Annotated in this window: 18 protein-coding genes; 8 read left to right on the top strand and 10 right to left on the bottom strand. The window is 51.8% G+C overall.

Annotation, left to right across the window (positions count from 1 at the left end; translation table 11 throughout):
* On the bottom strand, positions 1 to 903 hold the full coding sequence (locus tag Q1Y74_RS04335) for a class I SAM-dependent methyltransferase (protein ID WP_300812514.1): 903 nt from the start codon (positions 901 to 903) through the stop codon (positions 1 to 3).
* A gap of 197 nt (positions 904 to 1100) precedes the next feature.
* Between Q1Y74_RS04335 and Q1Y74_RS04330 the strand changes: the two genes are divergently transcribed.
* Positions 1101 to 1493 carry a hypothetical protein gene (locus Q1Y74_RS04330; RefSeq protein ID WP_300812513.1) on the top strand — a complete coding sequence of 131 codons (393 nt, stop codon included), beginning with the start codon at positions 1101 to 1103 and terminating at the stop codon, positions 1491 to 1493.
* 149 nt (positions 1494 to 1642) lie between these two features.
* Here Q1Y74_RS04330 and Q1Y74_RS04325 read toward each other — a convergent pair whose 3' ends face one another.
* The 5 genes from Q1Y74_RS04325 to Q1Y74_RS04305 all read right to left on the bottom strand — a co-directional run bounded on the left by Q1Y74_RS04325 (position 1643) and on the right by Q1Y74_RS04305 (position 7561).
* Positions 1643 to 2638 carry a DUF3137 domain-containing protein gene (locus Q1Y74_RS04325; protein WP_300812512.1) on the bottom strand — a complete coding sequence of 332 codons (996 nt, stop codon included), beginning with the start codon at positions 2636 to 2638 and terminating at the stop codon, positions 1643 to 1645.
* 2 nt (positions 2639 to 2640) lie between these two features.
* On the bottom strand, positions 2641 to 3204 hold the full coding sequence (locus tag Q1Y74_RS04320; protein ID WP_300812511.1) for a LemA family protein: 564 nt from the start codon (positions 3202 to 3204) through the stop codon (positions 2641 to 2643).
* An 841-nt stretch (positions 3205 to 4045) separates the two neighbouring features.
* On the bottom strand, positions 4046 to 5695 hold the full coding sequence (locus tag Q1Y74_RS04315) for a hypothetical protein (protein WP_300812510.1): 1650 nt from the start codon (positions 5693 to 5695) through the stop codon (positions 4046 to 4048).
* Between the two features lie 155 nt (positions 5696 to 5850).
* Complete coding sequence (locus tag Q1Y74_RS04310) at positions 5851 to 6948, bottom strand: toxin-antitoxin system YwqK family antitoxin (RefSeq protein ID WP_300812509.1); 1098 nt, start codon at positions 6946 to 6948, stop codon at positions 5851 to 5853.
* Positions 6949 to 6976: 28 nt separating this feature from the next.
* Positions 6977 to 7561 carry a hypothetical protein gene (locus Q1Y74_RS04305; RefSeq protein ID WP_300812508.1) on the bottom strand — a complete coding sequence of 195 codons (585 nt, stop codon included), beginning with the start codon at positions 7559 to 7561 and terminating at the stop codon, positions 6977 to 6979.
* 389 nt (positions 7562 to 7950) lie between these two features.
* On the opposite strand from Q1Y74_RS04305, the gene Q1Y74_RS04300 reads away from it, so the two are divergent.
* The 3 genes from Q1Y74_RS04300 (at position 7951) to Q1Y74_RS04290 (ending at position 10666) form a co-directional block, all read left to right on the top strand.
* Positions 7951 to 8232, top strand: a complete 282-nt coding sequence (locus Q1Y74_RS04300) for a DUF3836 domain-containing protein (RefSeq protein WP_300812507.1) — start codon at positions 7951 to 7953, stop codon at positions 8230 to 8232.
* A gap of 612 nt (positions 8233 to 8844) precedes the next feature.
* On the top strand, positions 8845 to 9732 hold the full coding sequence (locus Q1Y74_RS04295) for a TraB/GumN family protein (RefSeq protein ID WP_300812506.1): 888 nt from the start codon (positions 8845 to 8847) through the stop codon (positions 9730 to 9732).
* Between the two features lie 43 nt (positions 9733 to 9775).
* Positions 9776 to 10666 carry a DNA/RNA non-specific endonuclease gene (locus Q1Y74_RS04290; protein WP_300812505.1) on the top strand — a complete coding sequence of 297 codons (891 nt, stop codon included), beginning with the start codon at positions 9776 to 9778 and terminating at the stop codon, positions 10664 to 10666.
* A 2-nt stretch (positions 10667 to 10668) separates the two neighbouring features.
* On the opposite strand, the gene Q1Y74_RS04285 is transcribed toward Q1Y74_RS04290, so the two are convergent.
* The 3 genes from Q1Y74_RS04285 to ftsH are packed head-to-tail and all read right to left on the bottom strand — an operon-like array spanning position 10669 to position 14097.
* Positions 10669 to 11562 carry an AraC family transcriptional regulator gene (locus Q1Y74_RS04285; RefSeq protein WP_300812504.1) on the bottom strand — a complete coding sequence of 298 codons (894 nt, stop codon included), beginning with the start codon at positions 11560 to 11562 and terminating at the stop codon, positions 10669 to 10671.
* Between the two features lie 23 nt (positions 11563 to 11585).
* Positions 11586 to 12224 carry a DUF308 domain-containing protein gene (locus tag Q1Y74_RS04280; protein WP_300812503.1) on the bottom strand — a complete coding sequence of 213 codons (639 nt, stop codon included), beginning with the start codon at positions 12222 to 12224 and terminating at the stop codon, positions 11586 to 11588.
* A gap of 19 nt (positions 12225 to 12243) precedes the next feature.
* Complete coding sequence (gene ftsH, locus Q1Y74_RS04275; RefSeq protein WP_366914077.1) at positions 12244 to 14097, bottom strand: ATP-dependent zinc metalloprotease FtsH; 1854 nt, start codon at positions 14095 to 14097, stop codon at positions 12244 to 12246.
* Between the two features lie 968 nt (positions 14098 to 15065).
* Between ftsH and Q1Y74_RS04270 the strand changes: the two genes are divergently transcribed.
* From Q1Y74_RS04270 to Q1Y74_RS04255, 4 genes are all read left to right on the top strand, one after another.
* Positions 15066 to 15572 (top strand): hypothetical protein, encoded by a 507-nt coding sequence (locus Q1Y74_RS04270; RefSeq protein WP_300812501.1) that lies wholly within the window; start codon positions 15066 to 15068, stop codon positions 15570 to 15572.
* 74 nt (positions 15573 to 15646) lie between these two features.
* The gene (locus Q1Y74_RS04265) at positions 15647 to 16264 is read left to right on the top strand and encodes a porin family protein (RefSeq protein ID WP_300812500.1); all 618 of its coding nucleotides are present in this window, start codon (positions 15647 to 15649) and stop codon (positions 16262 to 16264) included.
* 82 nt (positions 16265 to 16346) lie between these two features.
* Entirely contained in the window at positions 16347 to 16793 is a 447-nt protein-coding gene (locus Q1Y74_RS04260; protein ID WP_300812499.1) for a lipocalin family protein, read from the top strand.
* A 15-nt stretch (positions 16794 to 16808) separates the two neighbouring features.
* Complete coding sequence (locus Q1Y74_RS04255; protein WP_300812498.1) at positions 16809 to 17540, top strand: hypothetical protein; 732 nt, start codon at positions 16809 to 16811, stop codon at positions 17538 to 17540.
* Between the two features lie 62 nt (positions 17541 to 17602).
* On the opposite strand, the gene Q1Y74_RS04250 is transcribed toward Q1Y74_RS04255, so the two are convergent.
* The gene (locus tag Q1Y74_RS04250) at positions 17603 to 18376 is read right to left on the bottom strand and encodes a radical SAM protein (RefSeq protein WP_300812497.1); all 774 of its coding nucleotides are present in this window, start codon (positions 18374 to 18376) and stop codon (positions 17603 to 17605) included.
* Positions 18377 to 18433 lie beyond the last annotated feature (57 nt).

The raw sequence follows: 18433 nt of genomic DNA, 5'->3' as shown, positions 1-18433 counted from the left end.
CTACCCTTTCTTCTTTCTGAACACGTAAATCATCGAACTGCTGCGTTCCTTGCTCACCAGCGCGCTGAACCAGGCCAGCGTGCCCGTCAGCAATCCGCGGAGGAAAGTACACGAATGCCTGAGGTGCTTCTCGGTCAGCATGGAGACATAAAAGGCGTCGAACGGCATCGGGTGACGCTCGGCCAGGATGAAGCCATGCTTCGAGCCCAGCTGCTGGATGGTGGCGGGTGTGAAGTGCCACAGATGGCGCGGCACATCGTAGGCCGCCCAGTAGGCGCCGTACTTCTGCGCGTCGTACGAAGAGCAGTTGGGCACGGCCACAATCAGCACGCCCTTCTCCGTCAGCAGCCTGTTCAGCCGCTCCCACGTCTCGTTCAGGTGCTCCAGGTGCTCCATCACGTGCCACAGGGTAATGACATCGAACGAGCCTTCGGCATAATCCTTCAGAGCCGATTCAGGCTTTACATCAAGGCCGAAACGCTCCTTGGCAAATGCTCTGGCTCCCTCATTCTTTTCCACGGCCTCGACTTGCCAGCCTCTCCGCCTCATGGTGTCGGCAAAGTAACCCGTGCCCGTGCCGATGTCCAGCAGGCGGCCTTCCTTGCGGTGTGCCTCGCGTGCCACCAGCCGGGCCTTCCGTCCCAGCATGTAGCTTCTCACCCAGTGGTAGGCGGCGTTCATCGCCCCCTTGCGGATGTCGGAATGTGAAATGTAGTCGGGAGTGTCGTAATAACGTCCTATTTCCGCCTCTGCGGGAAAACCCTGTGTAAACAGGAAGCCGCAGTCACCGCAACGGCACAGATGGAAAGTCTCGCCCGTAGCGTAGTGGTCTATACAGGTCAGGGCACGCTCCAGCCGCGTCCCTCCGCATATCGGGCAAGAATGTATATTAACTTTATTCATCGAACGTTCTACCTATAAGAATGCCGCCTGCACCGCACAGGCAACACCGAGCCTAAATTTGGTGCAAAATAACAAATAAAAAGTGACTTACCCCACTTTCATTAAGGAGATTTAAGGATAAAAGGGAACGGAAAAATGCGTATTTTTGTAACCGATTCAAGCCAAGCGGCGACCAACAGAGAAAAAGCCCCGGAAACATGATCAAGCAAGACTATCTGATACGCATGATTCAGGAAATCATTTCCATGATTGTAGAGGCCCTGCTCTACAAGAAAAGAATCAGACAAAAGGACTGGGAGGAGTACGACCACCTCACCCGCCAGGTGCTGGGCGCCGACACCCGCGAACTGATGGGCATGAGCGCCGACGAACTGACAGACCGCTACGCCTCCCAACCCGACGGCATGAACAAGCTGGAGCTGGCCGCCGTCAGCATGCTCCGCCTTTCCGAAGAGGTGGAGAGTGACAACCTCCTGCTCAAGTCCAAGCTCAGGCAGGAAGGCGTCTGCCTGCTGAAGTACCTCCAGCAGCACAGCGGCAACTACTCCCTCCAGCGCGACCTCGTCATCCGCCTGGCTGAAACGCACTGACCGCCCTTCGTAGAGAGACACGGTGTCAGCCGTCGTCCCGATGCAAATACCCAAGAACCCACAACCGAGGCAGTCCACCGCCTTCAATTCCCGCCGGTTTTTCTGCCCCCAAGTTCCAAAAGCAAATTCCAGTCTGAATCGTTAAGCAGTTAACTGACTCCCAATTCGTCCGCCACCCTTCCCGAGAGGGTGATGTCGTTACAGACCGTCTCCAGCATCCGTCCTCCGCCCAGCGAAGCGGGGCGCAGGCGCAGGAAGCCTTGGGGCATGGAGGCGGCGTAGTAGAGGCAGCCGCGGCTGAAGGAGAACATCAGGTCGCGCCCGAAGGCGTCGCGCAGGGCGGTCATACGCCGCATCATGGCAGGCGTCAGCAACATGCGGGCGGACACCTCGCTGTCGGCATACACCACGAAGCGGCGCTCGAATTCGGGGTCTTCCAGACGGACAAGGCGGGCATGGAAGCGCTTTTGCAGGGCCTGCACGTGGTGGGCCAGGTAGCCCGCCTTGTCCTCCAGGTGGGTCCGGCACCAGCCGAACATGCCGCGGAAGTTGTGCGCGCTGCTCTCCATGCGCGAGGCAAAGAGCGGACGCAGCACATGGCGGTAGACCATGACAACGTACCCCATTACGGGATGATACTGCCAGCGGTTCATCCATCCGTAGGAGACGCCCACGTCGGCCACGCGCAGCGTGCCTCCGCTGCCTGCCTCCACCTCGCCGTAACAGTCCATCGCCAGCCTCGGGTCGCCGTAGGAAACGGTGAACAGACGGCTGCCTGTCAGCAGACTGTTGTCCGCCTCACACTCCGAAGGGGGCAGGAAACGCACACCGGGCAGCATGGCCTGCATCGCCCTGCGCATGGCGGCCGTCTCGCGCTCACGGAAGGCGGACAGGCTGCGCGTCAGCGCAAAGCTGAGGACTACCAACCCGATAAAGACAGGTACCACCGTCCGCGTCAGCGCGCCATAGTCCTGCCAGCCCAGCCGCGCCAGCAACGCGCCGCCGAACAGTACAAACATAAACCAGCCGAACACCAGCGAATAGACCGCCACGCCCAGCATCCTCACCACGCGGCGCCACCGCTCTACACGGACAAGCTCGTCGTGCAGCTCCGCTTCCAATGCCTTGAAATCAATTGTTTCCATCGTCATTTCTTGAATAAATCCGCCACATTCACATTGCGCTGTTCCTGCTCGGGTATCTCTATCAGTTCTTCTGCACTATGATGCCGCCTGCGTGCCACCACGCACGAGGGGAACATCTCGATGGCGTTGTTATAGTCCGTCACCGCCGCGTTGTAGGTACGGCGGATGGCCTGCAACTGCAACTCCACCTCTTCCAGATTGGCCTGCAGGCGGTGGAACTGCGCGTCGGCCTTCAGTTCGGGATAGGCCTCCACCGACACGTTCAGCCGGGACAACAGGCCAGACAGTTCGCCCCCCGCCCTGATTTGTTCGCCCTCCGAGGCCGAAGGCGACAGGCGCGAACGCAACTCGGCGATGCGTACCAGCACCTCGCTCTCGTGTCCCATATAACTCTTCACGGCAGCCACCAGATTGGGTATCAGGTCGTTTCGCTGCTTCAGCACCACGCAGATGCCGCTACGGCACTGTTTCACCCTGTTCCGTTTGGCTATCAGGTCGTTGGCCGTCCACACATACCACAGCACAAGCAGCACCGCCACTCCTGCCGTCACATAGATGATTACCATAGGCTTTTCTTTCTAAAATAAATCAGCAATTGCCTTCATTTTTCATACAAGCAAAAGTAACGGCTAATCTGAAAATACGGAAACGGAAGAGGGGGACAAATGGACAGCCTGCAAACAAGGAATAAACAGCTGACTGAAAGTGAATTGAAAGATAATTCAAGAGGAGGAAAGAGGGGTATATTTCATCTTTTTGAGGAAGGACAGACCGAAGAGACCCGCAACGAACACCGGCCTGCACCTCAGGCAACGCAGGCTTCCGACCCGACGCAGGACGGGAAAAACGCCCCTCTCCCACTCCCGGTGCACTCACATCCCGCGCCTTCACCCGTCCCGTTTCTCGCCAAAAGCCTTCACACCTTCAAAGCGCTGCAAACCATTAACTGCCAACAAGTTTCTGTGAGACATGCCGATTTCACGAAGCCTGTCACCCGCACCACATCCGCACCGTCCGCTCCCCCTGTCCTGACAACGGGGTGAAACATGCCGCAATCCTTCCGCAGGCGGCCTCACTTTTCCCTACGTTACATTTCCACTTTTCTCCACGTTACATAGCCGCCCCTTTCACCCGCATCCGGCCCTGCGCCCCCGAAGAAGAGAAACGCACTTGGTCAATCCCAAGCAGGAAAACACAGAATGCCTGTGATGCGCCCCGACCGTACAAACTCGGTCTGCGGAGCATGCTTGCACGGTCCGCGGAGCATGCAAGCACGGTCCGCGGGCCATGCAAGCACGGAGGAAGGACCATGCAAGCACCTTCCTTTCCTGCTCCCGACAGGGAAAAACCTGATGGAAGTTTCAGCGGAACTTGAGTAAACTTACGGTTAAAATGATGTTTCCGGCATCAGAACTCCCTCAGCAGTTCTTCCAGCGTCACGCCGCCGTCAGAACCCATCTTCTCCATGCGGATGCGTTTGAGGCGCTTCTTCACGGAGTCCTTCTCCAGGTGCATCACTTGCGACATCTCCAACTGGGAGAGCTGCATCTTCACCATGCAGCAATAGCGAAGGTCGTCCTGGTTCAGGGCCGGATAGCGTTGGCGGAGACGGCGGGTGAAACCGTCGAAGATGGTGTCGGCATTCTGCACAATGTCGTCCCAGTCCTCGTCGGAGAGGATGACGTTGTCTCCGTTGGCAATGCCCTGAAGCACCCGCTGGCTGAGGCGCCGGAAGAAAGTGGCCTTGAGGCGCGCCTCCTTCTGCTCCATCTCGGCCACGCGCCGCCGGTGCAGCGAAGAGGTTTCGCGTTCCTGCTCCAGCTCTTCGGCCTGCGTGTGCAGGTAGCGCTGCTGGATTTTCACCCTACGGCGGCTGCGGCGGTAGAGCAGGCAGACAATGGTGACGAACCAGGCGAGCAGCAGGAAGGCGACGGTCATCAGCAGCAGGTCGGTCTTGCGGCTGGCGGCCTGGGCACGCCAGTAGAGGTTCTCCATCGAGAGCTGCTCGTGGCGGTAGCTCTCCTGCAGGGCGATGGTCTCTTCCGTGTAGCGGGCGTCGCGCAGGCTGTCAGCCAGGGTGATGAAGTCCGAGAGCAGGGCATAGGCCTCGCGGTCGTTGCCCGTGCGGTGCTTGATTTCGGCCATGTAGCGGAAGGCATCGGCACGGACGCTGGGCGAGGAGCTTCCGGCCGAGAGGCGGTAGTAATAGGCCGCGGAGTCATAGCGCGCCATCTGCCCGAACAGGTAGCTCTTGGTCGTGTAGAGGCTTTGCAGGGCAATGGTGTCGCTGGCCGGACGAAGGGCCATGGAGCGGTCGATGTACTCCAGCGCCAGGGCGGGCTGTCCCAGCTCGGCGTAGATGGTGCCCAGGTTGTTGTAGACGTGCAGCAGCTGGCGGGGCACCGAGTCGGCCAGGGCGGCATCGTAGGCGGCCTGCGCATAGTGAAGGGCGCTGTCCTGCCGGTTCAGGAAGTAATAGCCTGTGGAGATGTCGCACAGGGCCATGTTCTTGTAAAACATGTTCCCCAGCCCGGTGGCGGCCTTCAGCGCCTCCTTGGAGTACTTCACCTTGGCGGCATAATCGCCCTGCCCCATGCACACCACGCCCAGCCAGGTATTCACCCGGTAGAGCTGCTCGTAGTCGCCGCTGCCCTGCAGGAAGGACAAGGCCTGCATGAACGCCTGTATGGAGGCCTCGGAGTGGTAGAGCCTGCGCTCCAGATGGCCCTTGCAGTAAAGTGCCCGTTCGGCATAGGACGAGTCGCCCGAACGGGTGAAATACTCGATGGCAGGTATCAGCAAGGTGTCGGTGGCGGCAGTCAGCCGGCCGTTGCGGTGGGCAGCTTCGGCCAGGAGGAGGGCACGGAGGGCATAATCGCGGCGGGAGAGGCGCGAGGGGTAGTCAATGTCGTACATCACGGCCACGGCACTGTCGGTCTGCCGCTCGGCCATCAGCCGTTCGGCCAGGGCTACCCGACGGTCAGGGCCGCAGGCAGCCAGCAGGAGACAGGCTCCCAACAACAGGGAAAGGCAAAGAAAGTTGTATTTTCCAAACATAGTTCAATCAATTATTCCAAACAAAACCTACGGAGAGACCAAAGATAGCGATATCCTGCCACGTACAGGCAAAGGGCTCCCTCTTTTTTGCCTCCAAATTGCCGGCAGGCAGCCAGCCCGTCCCGCCGGCAGAGGCTTCCGCCCGCTACAAATGCCTACATCGTCTCCTCCCACTCCTTCTCCAGCTTGCCGTCGATGTCATAGAGCTTCCAGCGGCCTATGCGGTGGCCGTTGCGGTACTCGCCCGTCTCGCGCACACGGTCGTTCTTGACGAAACGGGACTCGAAGGGCCCTGTCTTGCGGCCGTTGACGTAAGTGCTGATTTCCCAATAGTCGTAGCGGTTGTCCACCACCAGCCGGCGTTCCTTGCCGTGCAGACGGCCATACTGGTAGGTGACCTCGTAGATGAGTTCGCCGTTGTGGGGATTGTACTCGCGAAACAGCCCGTCGGGGCGGTCGCCTTTCATGTAATATTCCTTGGTGCGGGTACCTGTCTCGCGGCTGAAGCGCACTTGCAGGCCTTCTTCGCGTCCGGCGCGGTAGGTGGCGATGTAGAGCGTGTCGCCGCTTTCGGCTATCTCCGTCCACACGCCGTCCTTCTGCCCGTTCCTGTAACGGCCCGTCACACGGGGCTGGCCGAAGGTGTACACCTCGGTATATTCGCCGTCCTGAAGTCCCTGCTCGTTGTAGTAGGAGGTCTCGTAATACTCGTGCGTGCCCTGCACGAACGAATACTGCTTGCCCACCTGACGCCCGTCGCGGTAGTTGTGCTCGCGGCGCAGGGTGCCGTCGTAGTCGTAGTAGAGCTCCTTGCCGTCCTGGCGTCCGTTCTTGTAATTCACTTCACGCTCCACCTGGCCCGAGGTATAGAAGGTGCGGTGCGTGCCGTGCAGCTTGCCGTCCTTGTAGGGTTTCTCTTCCTTCACCCTTCCCTCGCTGTCGTAGAACTTGAAGGTGCCTTCCTTGTGCCCGTCACGGTAAGCGCCCTCGCACCTCAGCTTGTTGTACTCGTATTCGGCATACTTGCCGTTGTAGAAACCGTCCTTGAACTCGGCCTGGATGTAGGCCGAATGATAGCCGTCAATGATGCGGCGGTCGCCGTCGAGCGGCTTGTCGGTCTTCAGGTCGCGGTAGAGGAAACGCCCGTCGCCCACGTTGATGACCGACACCTGCTCGATGGGGTATTCTTTTTGCGCATACGCCTGCCCTGCAAAGACAATGGCAAGCAGCCAAACGAACCATTGTGTTTTCATAAGTCATTCGCAAGTTTACCAGGTAATACTAATCCTCGTCGTCGCACATGTGATAAATCAGTTCGGCATTGTCCTCGTATTCATGTCCTTTCAGAATGACGGGTTCGGCCAGTCCCACAATGTTTGAACCGGAATCGTAAGCCGTCAGGATGCAGTACATCTCCTTGCCCGCCTCGTCCTCGTAAACATGAAGCTGCACAGGCTGGTTGTTGCCGCTGGGCAGGGCGGTCAGGTATCTGAAGTCCCGACGGGTAAAAGCCTCCACAATCTTGTCCGCATCCGTCTCGTCGCGAATGAATTTCTTGATGTGTACCTGCTTCACCTTGCCGTCGCTTTCTACATTATATGTATCCGAAGAACCCATCCAGGCAGCGATTCCGAAGAAAAGGACGCCTATCACGGCAACCACCCTGATGAACCACAAAGGCAAGACGGGGACAACTTGCGGGAAAATGACAATGAACAGACAGACCACGGCCAGCAGGCCGTAAACGGCAGGTTTGACAAGATTCCTGCGTTCCTCGAACTTCTCGGGATAGGCTTGAAAAAACTCACTGATGTAACTGGGAAATTCTTTGTCCTTCATTACTCCATAATACTTTTTTGTTTCCATACAAATTGAATTATTTAAGTGAATAATAATAACCTCTCCAATTTGAACCCAAAAGTAGGAAACAACCCATAGATAGAAAAAAAACAAAGGGGGACAAATGAGGGGGACATACATAGGATTAAAACCGCTGTAAACAAACAACTTATGTAGAAACAGAAAGATTGCACAGGGGGTATATTTGTCAAAAAGGTTACCTGGACAGACCTACCTGAACCCGCCCGACCGCCCGGCTACGGCCACTCTTGTCCGGCACCACACGCACAGACGGATTACGCCTGCCGTTAACCTAAACTTAACCGTCCGTTAACCCGAATCGTGGCCAAGCCGCCCTACCTTTGCGACATCGGAAACAAGAAAACAAATGTCTAACTTATAATATTAATACGAATATGATGACCAATCTTATCATGGCCGCTCTGATTTCGGCCGCAGGCGTATCTTCAAGTTTAGTTTACAATGTGAAAATGGAAGACAACCGAATGACAAACAAGGAAGTGTTCAGCCTGGAAGACGGCAAATACCTGAAACGTCTTTTCAAGATGGACTTTACCTACGACGCACAGGGACAGGTGACGGACAAGAAGACCTACGTGTGGAACGATGCCCGCCAGGGCTATGTGCTCCGACAGGTGGAAACCTTCCATCCGAATGCCGGCACACAGGTTGAATAAGGCTCCCTGAAGTTTGACTTTACACAGGCAACCGTCTTCCGCAAAGGGCTTCTCTGATGAATGGCCCCTTCGGAAGGCGGTTGTTTTCTGCCAGAGTGGCCGCCTTAGCAATGGGATACCTGCTGCCTGTTAACCTGACATTAACTTTCCGTTAACCTAAATACCAACTGCCCTCCCCTATCTTTGCATCAACAAAGAAAACAATTTGTCAAACCTATTATATATAAGTATGCAATGAAAGCCCAATGTCCCTGTTGTTCCCAAAAAGTAGGCATCGGCCCGCGGCTGAAATACTGTTTCATCAGCACCGGCTTCAGCATCCGCTGCCCACACTGCGGGAGTAAAATCCGCCCCAAAAGAAACCCCTTATCTTTTCAACGCTGTTTCTATGCAGGAGCACTGACTGCTTTCCTCTCCTTTTGGGCATTCATCTATCTGATAGAAGACAGCTTCTGGCAGGCTGTACTGTTTGCCGTCTGCATGTCCCTACTCCTTACACTTGCCATAGCAATCATCACGATAAGGAATATAGAATTCACAAAAGACCAATAACCTGCAATAAAAACAACTCTGCAACGACTAATGAAACAAAACCATAAAAAAATGACCACAATGAAAAAGACATTCGCACTCGTGATGCTTCTCTGCATCGCTCTCGGCGCCCAGGCGCAACTGTTATGGAAAGTATCGGGCAACGGACTCGACCACCCCTCGTACGTCATGGGTACGCACCACCTGGCTCCGCTCAGCATCAAGGACAGCATCGCCTCGCTGCCCCAGGCCATCGGACAGACCGGCCAGGTGTACGGCGAAATCATCATGAACGACGCCACCACCAACCCCGAAATCATGGGAAAGATGCAGCAGGCCATGATGCTGCCCGCCGACACCACCCTGAAGAGCCTCTTCACGCAGGCGGAGTATGACACCATAGCCGCCGTGGTGAAAAACTACATAGGCGTAGACCTCGCCCTGTTCGAGAAGCTGAAACCCGCTACCGTCACCACCCAGCTGGCCGTGGCCCTGGCCATGAAAGCGGTGAAGGGATTCAATCCGCAGGAACAGCTCGACACCTGGTTTCAGACGCAGGCACAGCAGGCCGGAAAGAAGGTGGGCGGACTGGAAAGCATCGACCATCAGATAAACGTCCTCTACAACTCGCAGCCCTTGGCACGTCAGGCACAGCTGCTGCACTGCACCGCCACACACATCGGCCAAAGCATCGACCAAGGCGTTCGCATGACCGAAGCCTACATGAAACAAGACCTGGACGAACTGCTTGCCATCACCGAAGAGAAGATGAACGATGCCTGTGACAGCACCCCCGAAGAAATGGATGTCCTGATATACGACCGCAACGCCGACTGGGTCCGAAAGATGCCGGACATCATGAAGCAGACCCCCACCCTGTTTGTGGTTGGTGCCGGACACCTGCCCGGACCGCGCGGCGTGCTGAAGCTGCTCCAGAAGCAGGGATACAACGTAGAACCGATGAAATAACACAAATTATTTCTACCTTTGGAGCCTGAATAAACGAATGCTTATGGCAAGAAGAAAAAACAAGAAGAAAGGCTCCAAAGGTCTGCTCTGGCTCATCCTGCTGGTGTGTGCCGCCTTCGTCGGCTACGGCCCGCTGAACAATGCCCTGAAGTCGGGCAATATCAACCTCGACCGTCTGCCGCAAATCATCCAGAACGCCCTTCCGACAGACGAAACCGAAGCACAAACCGACCTTTCAGCCACCGAAGCCCTCGAACTGCCCGCCCCGCTGAAGAACGTGCCCGAAACCATCCTGAAGCGCAAAGGCTACACCGTGTCCTACAACAGCCGGCTGAACCTGCCCAACTGGGTGGCATGGGAACTGAACCGTGACAAGCTGGTGGAACGCGAAAGCCGCACGGACAAGTTCCTGCCCGACCCCGACCTGCCCGCCGACAAAGCCGTGACCACCGACGACTACAAGCGCTCCGGCTGGGACCGCGGCCACATGTGCCCCGCCGCCGACAACCGCTGGAACTGGCGCGCCATGCAGGAGAGCTTCTACATGACCAACATCTGTCCCCAGCACCACAACCTGAACCGCGGCGACTGGAAGGAACTGGAAGACCGCTGCCGCGTGTGGGCCGAACAGGAAGGCCGCATCTACATTGTCTGCGGCCCCATCCTCTACAACCGACAGCCGCGCACCATCGGCCACGACCACCAGGTGGCCGTCCCCGATGCCTTCTTCAAGGTCATCCTATGCGCCGACAGCCGCCCGCCCCGTGCCATCGGTTTCATCTTCAAGAACACCTCCGGCAACCATCCGCTGGACAGCTATGTCAACTCCGTAGACCAGGTGGAACGTATCACGGGCATCGACTTCTTCCCCGCCCTGCCCGACGATGTAGAAAAGAAAGTAGAAGCGGAATATGACTTGAAGCAATGGCCATAAAATCACTCTCCGGCTGCATTCTTATTGCGAAAGTCGGTAGGCGATGTTTTCAGATGTTTACGTACATACTTCGCAAAAAACGATACATTGGGAAAATCAAACTCCATGGCTATCTCCTTGATGCTTTTGTCTGAATATTTCAGTTCATAGGCAATACGGTCTACCACATATTCGTTAATAATGTTCAGAGCCCGTCTGCCGCTCACCTTCTTGACGGTGCGTGACAGATAGGAAGGCGAACAGCAAAGCAAACCGGCATAGTAAATGACCGAACGGTGACAACCATTGTCAGACGAAACTTCTTCCATGAAACGGCGGAAGATATAAACAGGAAAACTGGCCTTGTCCGCATCGGACACAACAGAAGACTCAACACAATGGCTGATGTCAGACACCATTCCCAAAATGAAGGCAGCAAACAGATGCTGCATGATTTCTTCGCGATAGCAAGTGTTGTCAGCATTCAGTTCTGCACTTATCAGATTGATAAAATGCAGCAAATGTTCAAAATCACTGCTGCCAAGATGCTTCACCGGATTGAACTTTACAAAGCGGACAAGTTGCCACAAATTTGCACTGATACGCAACACCCGTTGCAAGAAGCGGGCAGAAACACCGACCACCTTGACGTGGGAACCTTCAAGAACAGCCATCTTCGCAAGCAAAGAACCCGGCAAGACCACTGCAAAGTCTTGTTGACGCAACACGCACGACTGGTTATGCTGTTCCCACTCCACACAGCCGTCAATGCAGAACACCATCAGTGAGAAATCAAATCTGACTGGTTCCGCACTACACAAACACTGCAAACTTTCCGATACAAACAGACAATCATCGGCATAACAAAAAACATTGTCCGCGCGCTTTTTCAGTTCATCAAAACCAATATTCTTCACGTACTTTTACTTCCTATTACATATTATTCTATTATGACGGCATCTTCTATTCCGTCGTCAGTCTCCCGAGACTTCTCTTCCTCCATCATTTTACGAACCTCCTGATTGAAACGGCGCAACTTGAACGCAAGAACAAAGCGGAAAACTCCGTAAAAGACAAAAGAAAAGCCCAAATAAAAGACGACAAACAGTCCGCCAAACACCGGCGACATCAGATAAACAAAAGAGAAAATCAGGCTCAATATGTTGCAAGCCAGCAACCAGCCCCAACCCTTTATGTCATATTGCTGCAACTCGCACGACTCGCCAATGCCGATAATGGAGTGGAACAGCATCCAGAAGCCGACCAGAAATATCAGCCCCGTAGTGACCACCGGCAAGGGAAGCAGAATCAGCCAAATACCCAACAGCACTTCGATGATGCCGCGAGCCAGACTCCAGCTCCAGTATGCGATGCGTTTCCTGTTGAGCGTGGCAAACAGAATGTTTAGTATGCCTCCTGCCAGCAGAGTAGTAACAAAAAGTACCGTAAGCAATGCCAACGAACCGCCGGGAGTGACAAAACAGCCTATACCGGCCGCAATACTGAACAAACCGACGATGAGCGAAATCCACCAATATCTGATGTCTTTCCTTTCCAGACGAATAATTGAATCTAACATAACTCGATATTTTTTTTGATTACTGTTGATGCTTGCGTACAATGGCCATGAATTCATCGCCCGTAATGGTTTCCTTGTCCAGCAGGTAGGCGGCAGCTTCGTGCATGATGTCCAGGTTGTCGGAAATGAGCTTGCGGGCTTTCTGATGGGCGTCGGTAATCATCTTCAGCACCTCGCGGTCGATGTCTGCCGCCGTTTCCGACGAGCAGGTCAGCGAAGTGTCGCCGCCCAGATAGGCGTTGTTCACCGTCTCCAGCCCCATCATGTCGTATTTGTCGCTCATGCCGTAGCGGGTCACCATGGCCCGTGCCAGGCGGGTGGCCTGCTCGATGTCGTTCGAAGCGCCCGTGCTGACACTGCCCAGCACCACTTCTTCGGCAGCCCGTCCGCCGGTCAGGGTGGCAATGCGGTTGAAGAGGTCTTCGCGGCTCATCAGCACCTGCTCGCCCTTGTCCACCTGCATGGTGTAGCCCAGCGCACCCGACGTGCGCGGCACGATGGTAATCTTGTGTACAGGAGCCGAATGACTTTGCAGAGCGGCCACCAGGGCATGACCTATCTCGTGATAGGAAACGATTTTCTTCTCGCCGGCCGAAATGACTTTGCCCTTCTTCTGCGCTCCTGCAATCACCGTCTCCACGCTTTCCTCCAGGTCGGCGGTAGTCACCTTGCCGCGCCCCATGCGCACGGCACGCAAGGCAGCCTCGTTGACAATGTTGGCCAGTTCGGCGCCCGAAGACCCCGCTGTGGCCCGGGCCACCACGTCCATATCTATCTTTTCGCATTTCACCTTCTTCAGATGCACGGCCAGAATGGCTTTCCGCCCTTCCAGGTCGGGCAGTTCCATCTGGATGCGGCGGTCGAAACGGCCTGGACGAAGCAGAGCTTTGTCCAGGCTTTCGGGACGGTTTGTAGCCGCCAATATGACGACTCCCTTGCGGCCGTCGAAGCCGTCCATTTCGGTGAGCAACTGGTTAAGGGTCTGTTCGCGCTCGTCGTTGCCGCCCAAGCCTGTATCGCGCCGCTTGCCAATGGCGTCTATCTCGTCGATAAAGATGATACAGGGCGCCTTTTCGTTGGCCTGACGGAAGAGGTCGCGCACCTTGGCGGCGCCCATACCGACAAACATCTGTACGAACTCCGAACCCGAAATGGCGAAGAACGGCACCTTGGCCTCGCCTGCCACGGCACGCGCTATCAGCGTTTTGCCCGTGCCCGGAGGGCCAACCAGCAGAGCGCCTTTCGGCAGAGAAGCACCGATGCCGGTGTACTTTTTAGGATTGTGCAGAAAGTCCACAATCTCGGTCAGCGTCTCCTTCGCCTCGTCCTGTCCGGCTACGTCGGCAAAAGTGGTCTTCACGTCAGAGTCGGCATAAATCTTGGCACCGCTCTTGCCAAACGACATGAAGTTTCCTCCCCCACCCATACGCGACTGAATGGCCTTGCTGGTCTGCCGCCAGATGAGATAGAAGATAAGGCCGGGCAACACCCACAAAAGTATGAAGTTGAGCAACGGAGAATTTTCCTGCGGGACTACCTGGCTGAAAGTTATCTTACCATCCTGGTTAGGACTTTGCGCGTTGAGCAGCCTGTCCACCAGTTGCGGGTCGTTGGTGGCACCTGTCTGATAGGTAAAGGTGGCGCCATCCTCTTGAGCGGTAAAATAAATCTGCCCGCTCTTGATGACCACCTCCTTCACCAACCCGCTGTCCACTTTGGCTATAAAGGTACCGTAATCTGCCTGTCTGATTTGTCTGCCCGTAAACGTAGGCACTATCAGTCCGTTAAGAAAGAGTATAATCAATATACCTGTCAAAAGCCCCACGTAGGGATTCATGCGTTTTGGCTGTCGGTTCTGGCTTTCCTGCTTCATCATACTTTTTCTGACTTTTGTTTTTGATTGCAAATATCGCAAAAGCCCCGGCAGAAAAGGTTACCTAAAAAAGGCCAAGATTGTTCCAAAAGTCATATAATGACAATAAAGAAACACAGTCGGCATCCTTCCTATGGGTTGCCGACTGCATTTACGAATAAAAACATATCCTGACAGCTTCACACCAAAGCAAATTCCCTCGGCCTCAAAACCAACAAAACTTGCAGATGCTTAAGGAATTGGAAAAATCTATTGCTTGCCTTTACCAGATAAAAAGTTAAACCAATGCTATCCAATATAGGAAATTTACATAAAGAGTGATTCCTGTTTCATCAATTCGCTTATGTCCGATATATCATATAAAATGAAACTTAAGATTTAAACGGCAATGTCATAGGAAAGCAAAGCAAATGAGATGAAGGAAAAGGAAAAATATTCCTGCAATGAGAATGATATTACAAAATTTCTTGGAAACAAATTTTCCATTTAGTTCAATATATATCCGAATAGTATATCATTTTGAATATATAGTTCAAAATACAGATTTTTCATACAATATGGACAATCCTCAGAAATGAAAAAAAAGAGTTTTGAATTGCAAATTTTTGGGAAATTGCTCTATCTTTGCAAGGTCTTTATTCCTTTGCTTATTGCCTTATTAGCAAGGAGAAATAGGCTTTTGGTATATGAAGAGCGTTTTTTAATTGTAGTATTTTTACATGGAAAATTACGGATTTTTCATCCTTTTTAAGTGAGTACAAAGTATGATAGACAACCTTTTTTTATAAATAGAATTGTCTGCTATGCAATGATAAAATAATCTTTGAATAGAACACTATTTGTCCGCTATTATTACCACAAGGATATGCGACATATTTCTTGTAAAAGTATGAGATTAAAACAGTTCCCACGTCTCTTCCTATGTTAAAATCCGTTTGGGGGACTACGGACAATTTTCTTATAATCCTATGAAGAATTATTTCTGTTTTGCAGCGTTGTTTGGCCTGATTCTGTTGGCCATGCCGCAAGGAGCTAAAGCTCAAAAGGTAGAATATCGCCAGTCGCAAAGCCGCTTGATTGAACCGCAACAGCAAGTATTTGTCCGTCCGTTGGTTGTTGACCTTCAAGTAACTACTAACGAGAGACAGAAAGCAGTATGGCCCTTCCCTGATGTAGACATTACGAAAATGACAGTTCAAGACATAGATAATCTGAAAATTAATGCCCTCTATCTTACCGCACAAAAATGTGACGCAGACGTAATAGTAGCTCCTACTTTCGATATCCGCACCGTTAAGAAAGGAATTGAAATTACGGTAATTGGTTTTCCGGCCAAGTATCAGAATTGGAAAGTTGCAACGAAAGAAGAAGACTACAAGTGGATTCAAGATGTTTACGGCACCAAGATTCGTTTCGTAAATCCTTTCCAATCTTTGGGTGATAACAAAGCTAAAAATTCAGATACCGAGAAATAATCGGATACGTATTTTTATCAGTCAATTTATAAACAATCAGAGTATTGAATATTAACCATTTAATTTTATTAGCGATGAAAAAGTTTTTATTATTTGTGGCAGTAGCAATGGTTTGTTCCACAATGAGCGCACAGTTGGTAACCAGCTCAACTTACAAAAAAGAAAAAGCTAAAACTTTATGGTATGTAAAAGCCGGTTTGGATATTGCCGGAGTAAGCGGTGACGGTTGGGATGAAATAGGTAACAAAACCGGTTATGTAGTAGGTCTTGCTTTTGACCGTCCCATCGGTGGTAGCGGTGTATTCTGGGGTATGGGACTTCAATTAGCTACAAAGGGCTACAAATATAGCGAAGAAGGTTATGAAATGTCATTGAATGCTAACAAACTGGAAATACCCTTGAATTTTGGCTATAAGTATAATATCACTGATGACATTGCTGTAGATGGCCGTATTGGTGGCTTTATCAACTATGATGTTTTTGGTAACTACAAGGAAAGTTATGAAGGTGAAGAAGAAAGTATAAGTCTCGGTGACCTTGATTATGACCGTTTGGGTGCTGGTATACAGTTTGGCGTAGGCGTATGGTATCAAAGCCTGAACTTTAATATTACTTATCAGAAAGGCCTTATTGATCAATTTGATGGCGGCAAGGAAAATAACTGGATGATCTCTTTGGGTTACGCATTCTAATTTTTTCTATAATATAAATACCGTAAGTAGTGATTTTTATTCTACTTACGGTATTTTTAATGCTTTATTTAAACAAAAATATATGAAAAGAAATAATTGGTTGTGGACATGCGGATGTCTGATTATAGCTATATTCTGCTTTTGTGGTTGTTCTGATGATGACGAGGTAGGAAGTTCTGCCGATTTAATAGGTACTTGGGAAGTTTATGCTTATCAGGATTGGGTAAAGTTAAATGGAGAAATCATAGAAGAACATGAAGATGATGATGACGATTATCGCCTGACATTTAATGCAGACGGTTCTTTCTCTACTTATTATAATTCTGGAAGTTCTTGGCAGATGGATGATGAGGGAACATGGCAGTATTCGGGCAACAAGTTACGGCTGTATTTCGGTGATGAAGAATATGCAGTAACTATTGTGGAATTGACAGATTCCCACTTCGCTTATGAAGAATATGAAAAATATACTGAAGACGGAGACGTATACGAATATTATACCAAAGAATCTTATCGTAAAATCAATTGATAAAATGATTGACAGATGAATTGGAAGCAAATAAAATTATTGCTGTTTTTTAGTATTTTATTGGGACATGGTCCGTTTGCAAGTTCACAGAACGTACCTTCTCCTTATACGGTAGTAAAAGATAAAGTTGTGATATCCAAGTTCTATACACTGGAGCAACCGTCAACTTCCGAAGGAATTTTCCTGAACGCTTTGCTATGGGTTATTGAGAACCGTGAATTTGAGGGCTTGGAGGAAGAAGAAAAGGAAAAAATGGCTTTCGAAGTGGATTATGATAAACAGCAGTTCACTATAGAATTGATGCAAAAAGGCGAATCTTCCGGTTCTTGTTACAACAGTTTGTTCTCTGTTAAAGTGGCAGATAATATCATTACCATTCTGGCTTCCGATATAAGCTGTGAAACACAGGTTGCACCAATTAAACTGGTTCGTCGGTTACCGTTCGAGAAGCTTCAACCGGAAAAGAAAGAGAAGCATAAGGAAAACTTGAATGAATTTGCCGCATTGTACGAAACATATTCAAAACAAATGCTGGAATATATAGCTTCCACTAATCCTCCTGTTGTTACCCATTGGACGGAAATCAAGAATAAGGAAGTAGTTAAAGGAATGACTGCAGCCGAATGTCTGCTTTCTATGGGCAAACCTGCATCAGTACAGAAGTCCGACGGAAAAGAGGAATGGATGTACGACGCCTATACTTACTTATTCTTTGAAAACGGCCTGCTTACTTCATTTATCAAGTAATTTGTATTCCTCTTTATACCTAAAATCCACAAATTATATAGTTTGTGGATTTTAGGATTCATTCAATACGACACACTCACCTCAATCCCCGCATCTTTCACCAATGCAGCTATGCGGTCCAGTTCCTCGTGCGTGGCTTTGGTCAGGTCGTGGTCGGGGGGTTCGCGGTCGATGGTGTAAATCATCACTTGGCGGGGAGCTATTTCTTTCACTTTCTCCAGCCAGGGAAGGACGTACTTGTCCGAAGTGTTGTCCATGTCTTTGCCCTTGTAGCCGCCTTTGAGGAACATGGTCTGGATGATGCAACGGCCTTTGAAGGCTTTCATGCCCTCGATGATGGCGGCAACGGAATACTTGCCTGTGGGTCGGTCAAGTTCACGGATATAGTCCTCGTCCACCGTGTCCAGCTTCAGGATGTTGTTGTCTATGCGGTTCAACGCATCGAAGACGGCCGGCTTGTGGATGAAGGTGGAGTTGCTCAGCACGCTGACTTTGGCCGTGGGAAAATAGCGGTCGCGCAGAGCCAGCGTATCGTCTATGATTTCGGGAAAGTGCGGATGGGCCGTCGGTTCGCCGTTGCCGGCAAAGGTGAGCACATCGGGGGCAGGACCGTTGGCCTGCATGTCCTGCAAGCGGGCTTCGAGTGCCTGGCGCACTTCCTCGCGAGTGGGACGGGGAAGTTTGGGACGAAAGTCCGCATTAAATCCGCATTCGCAATAGATGCAGTCGAACGTACACAACTTGCCGTCGGCCGGCATGAGATTGATTCCCAAAGATACTCCCAAACGGCGGGAATGTACAGGACCGAAAATGGGAGAAGGATAAATGACTGTCATCGCTATCTTTATTTTAATGATATTTGAGCCTATTGGCATAAAGGCATACAAATATAA

The organism is uncultured Bacteroides sp., from assembly GCF_949298305.1.
GTDB lineage: Bacteria > Bacteroidota > Bacteroidia > Bacteroidales > Bacteroidaceae > Bacteroides.
This window is presented reverse-complemented; position numbering and strand designations above follow the sequence as displayed.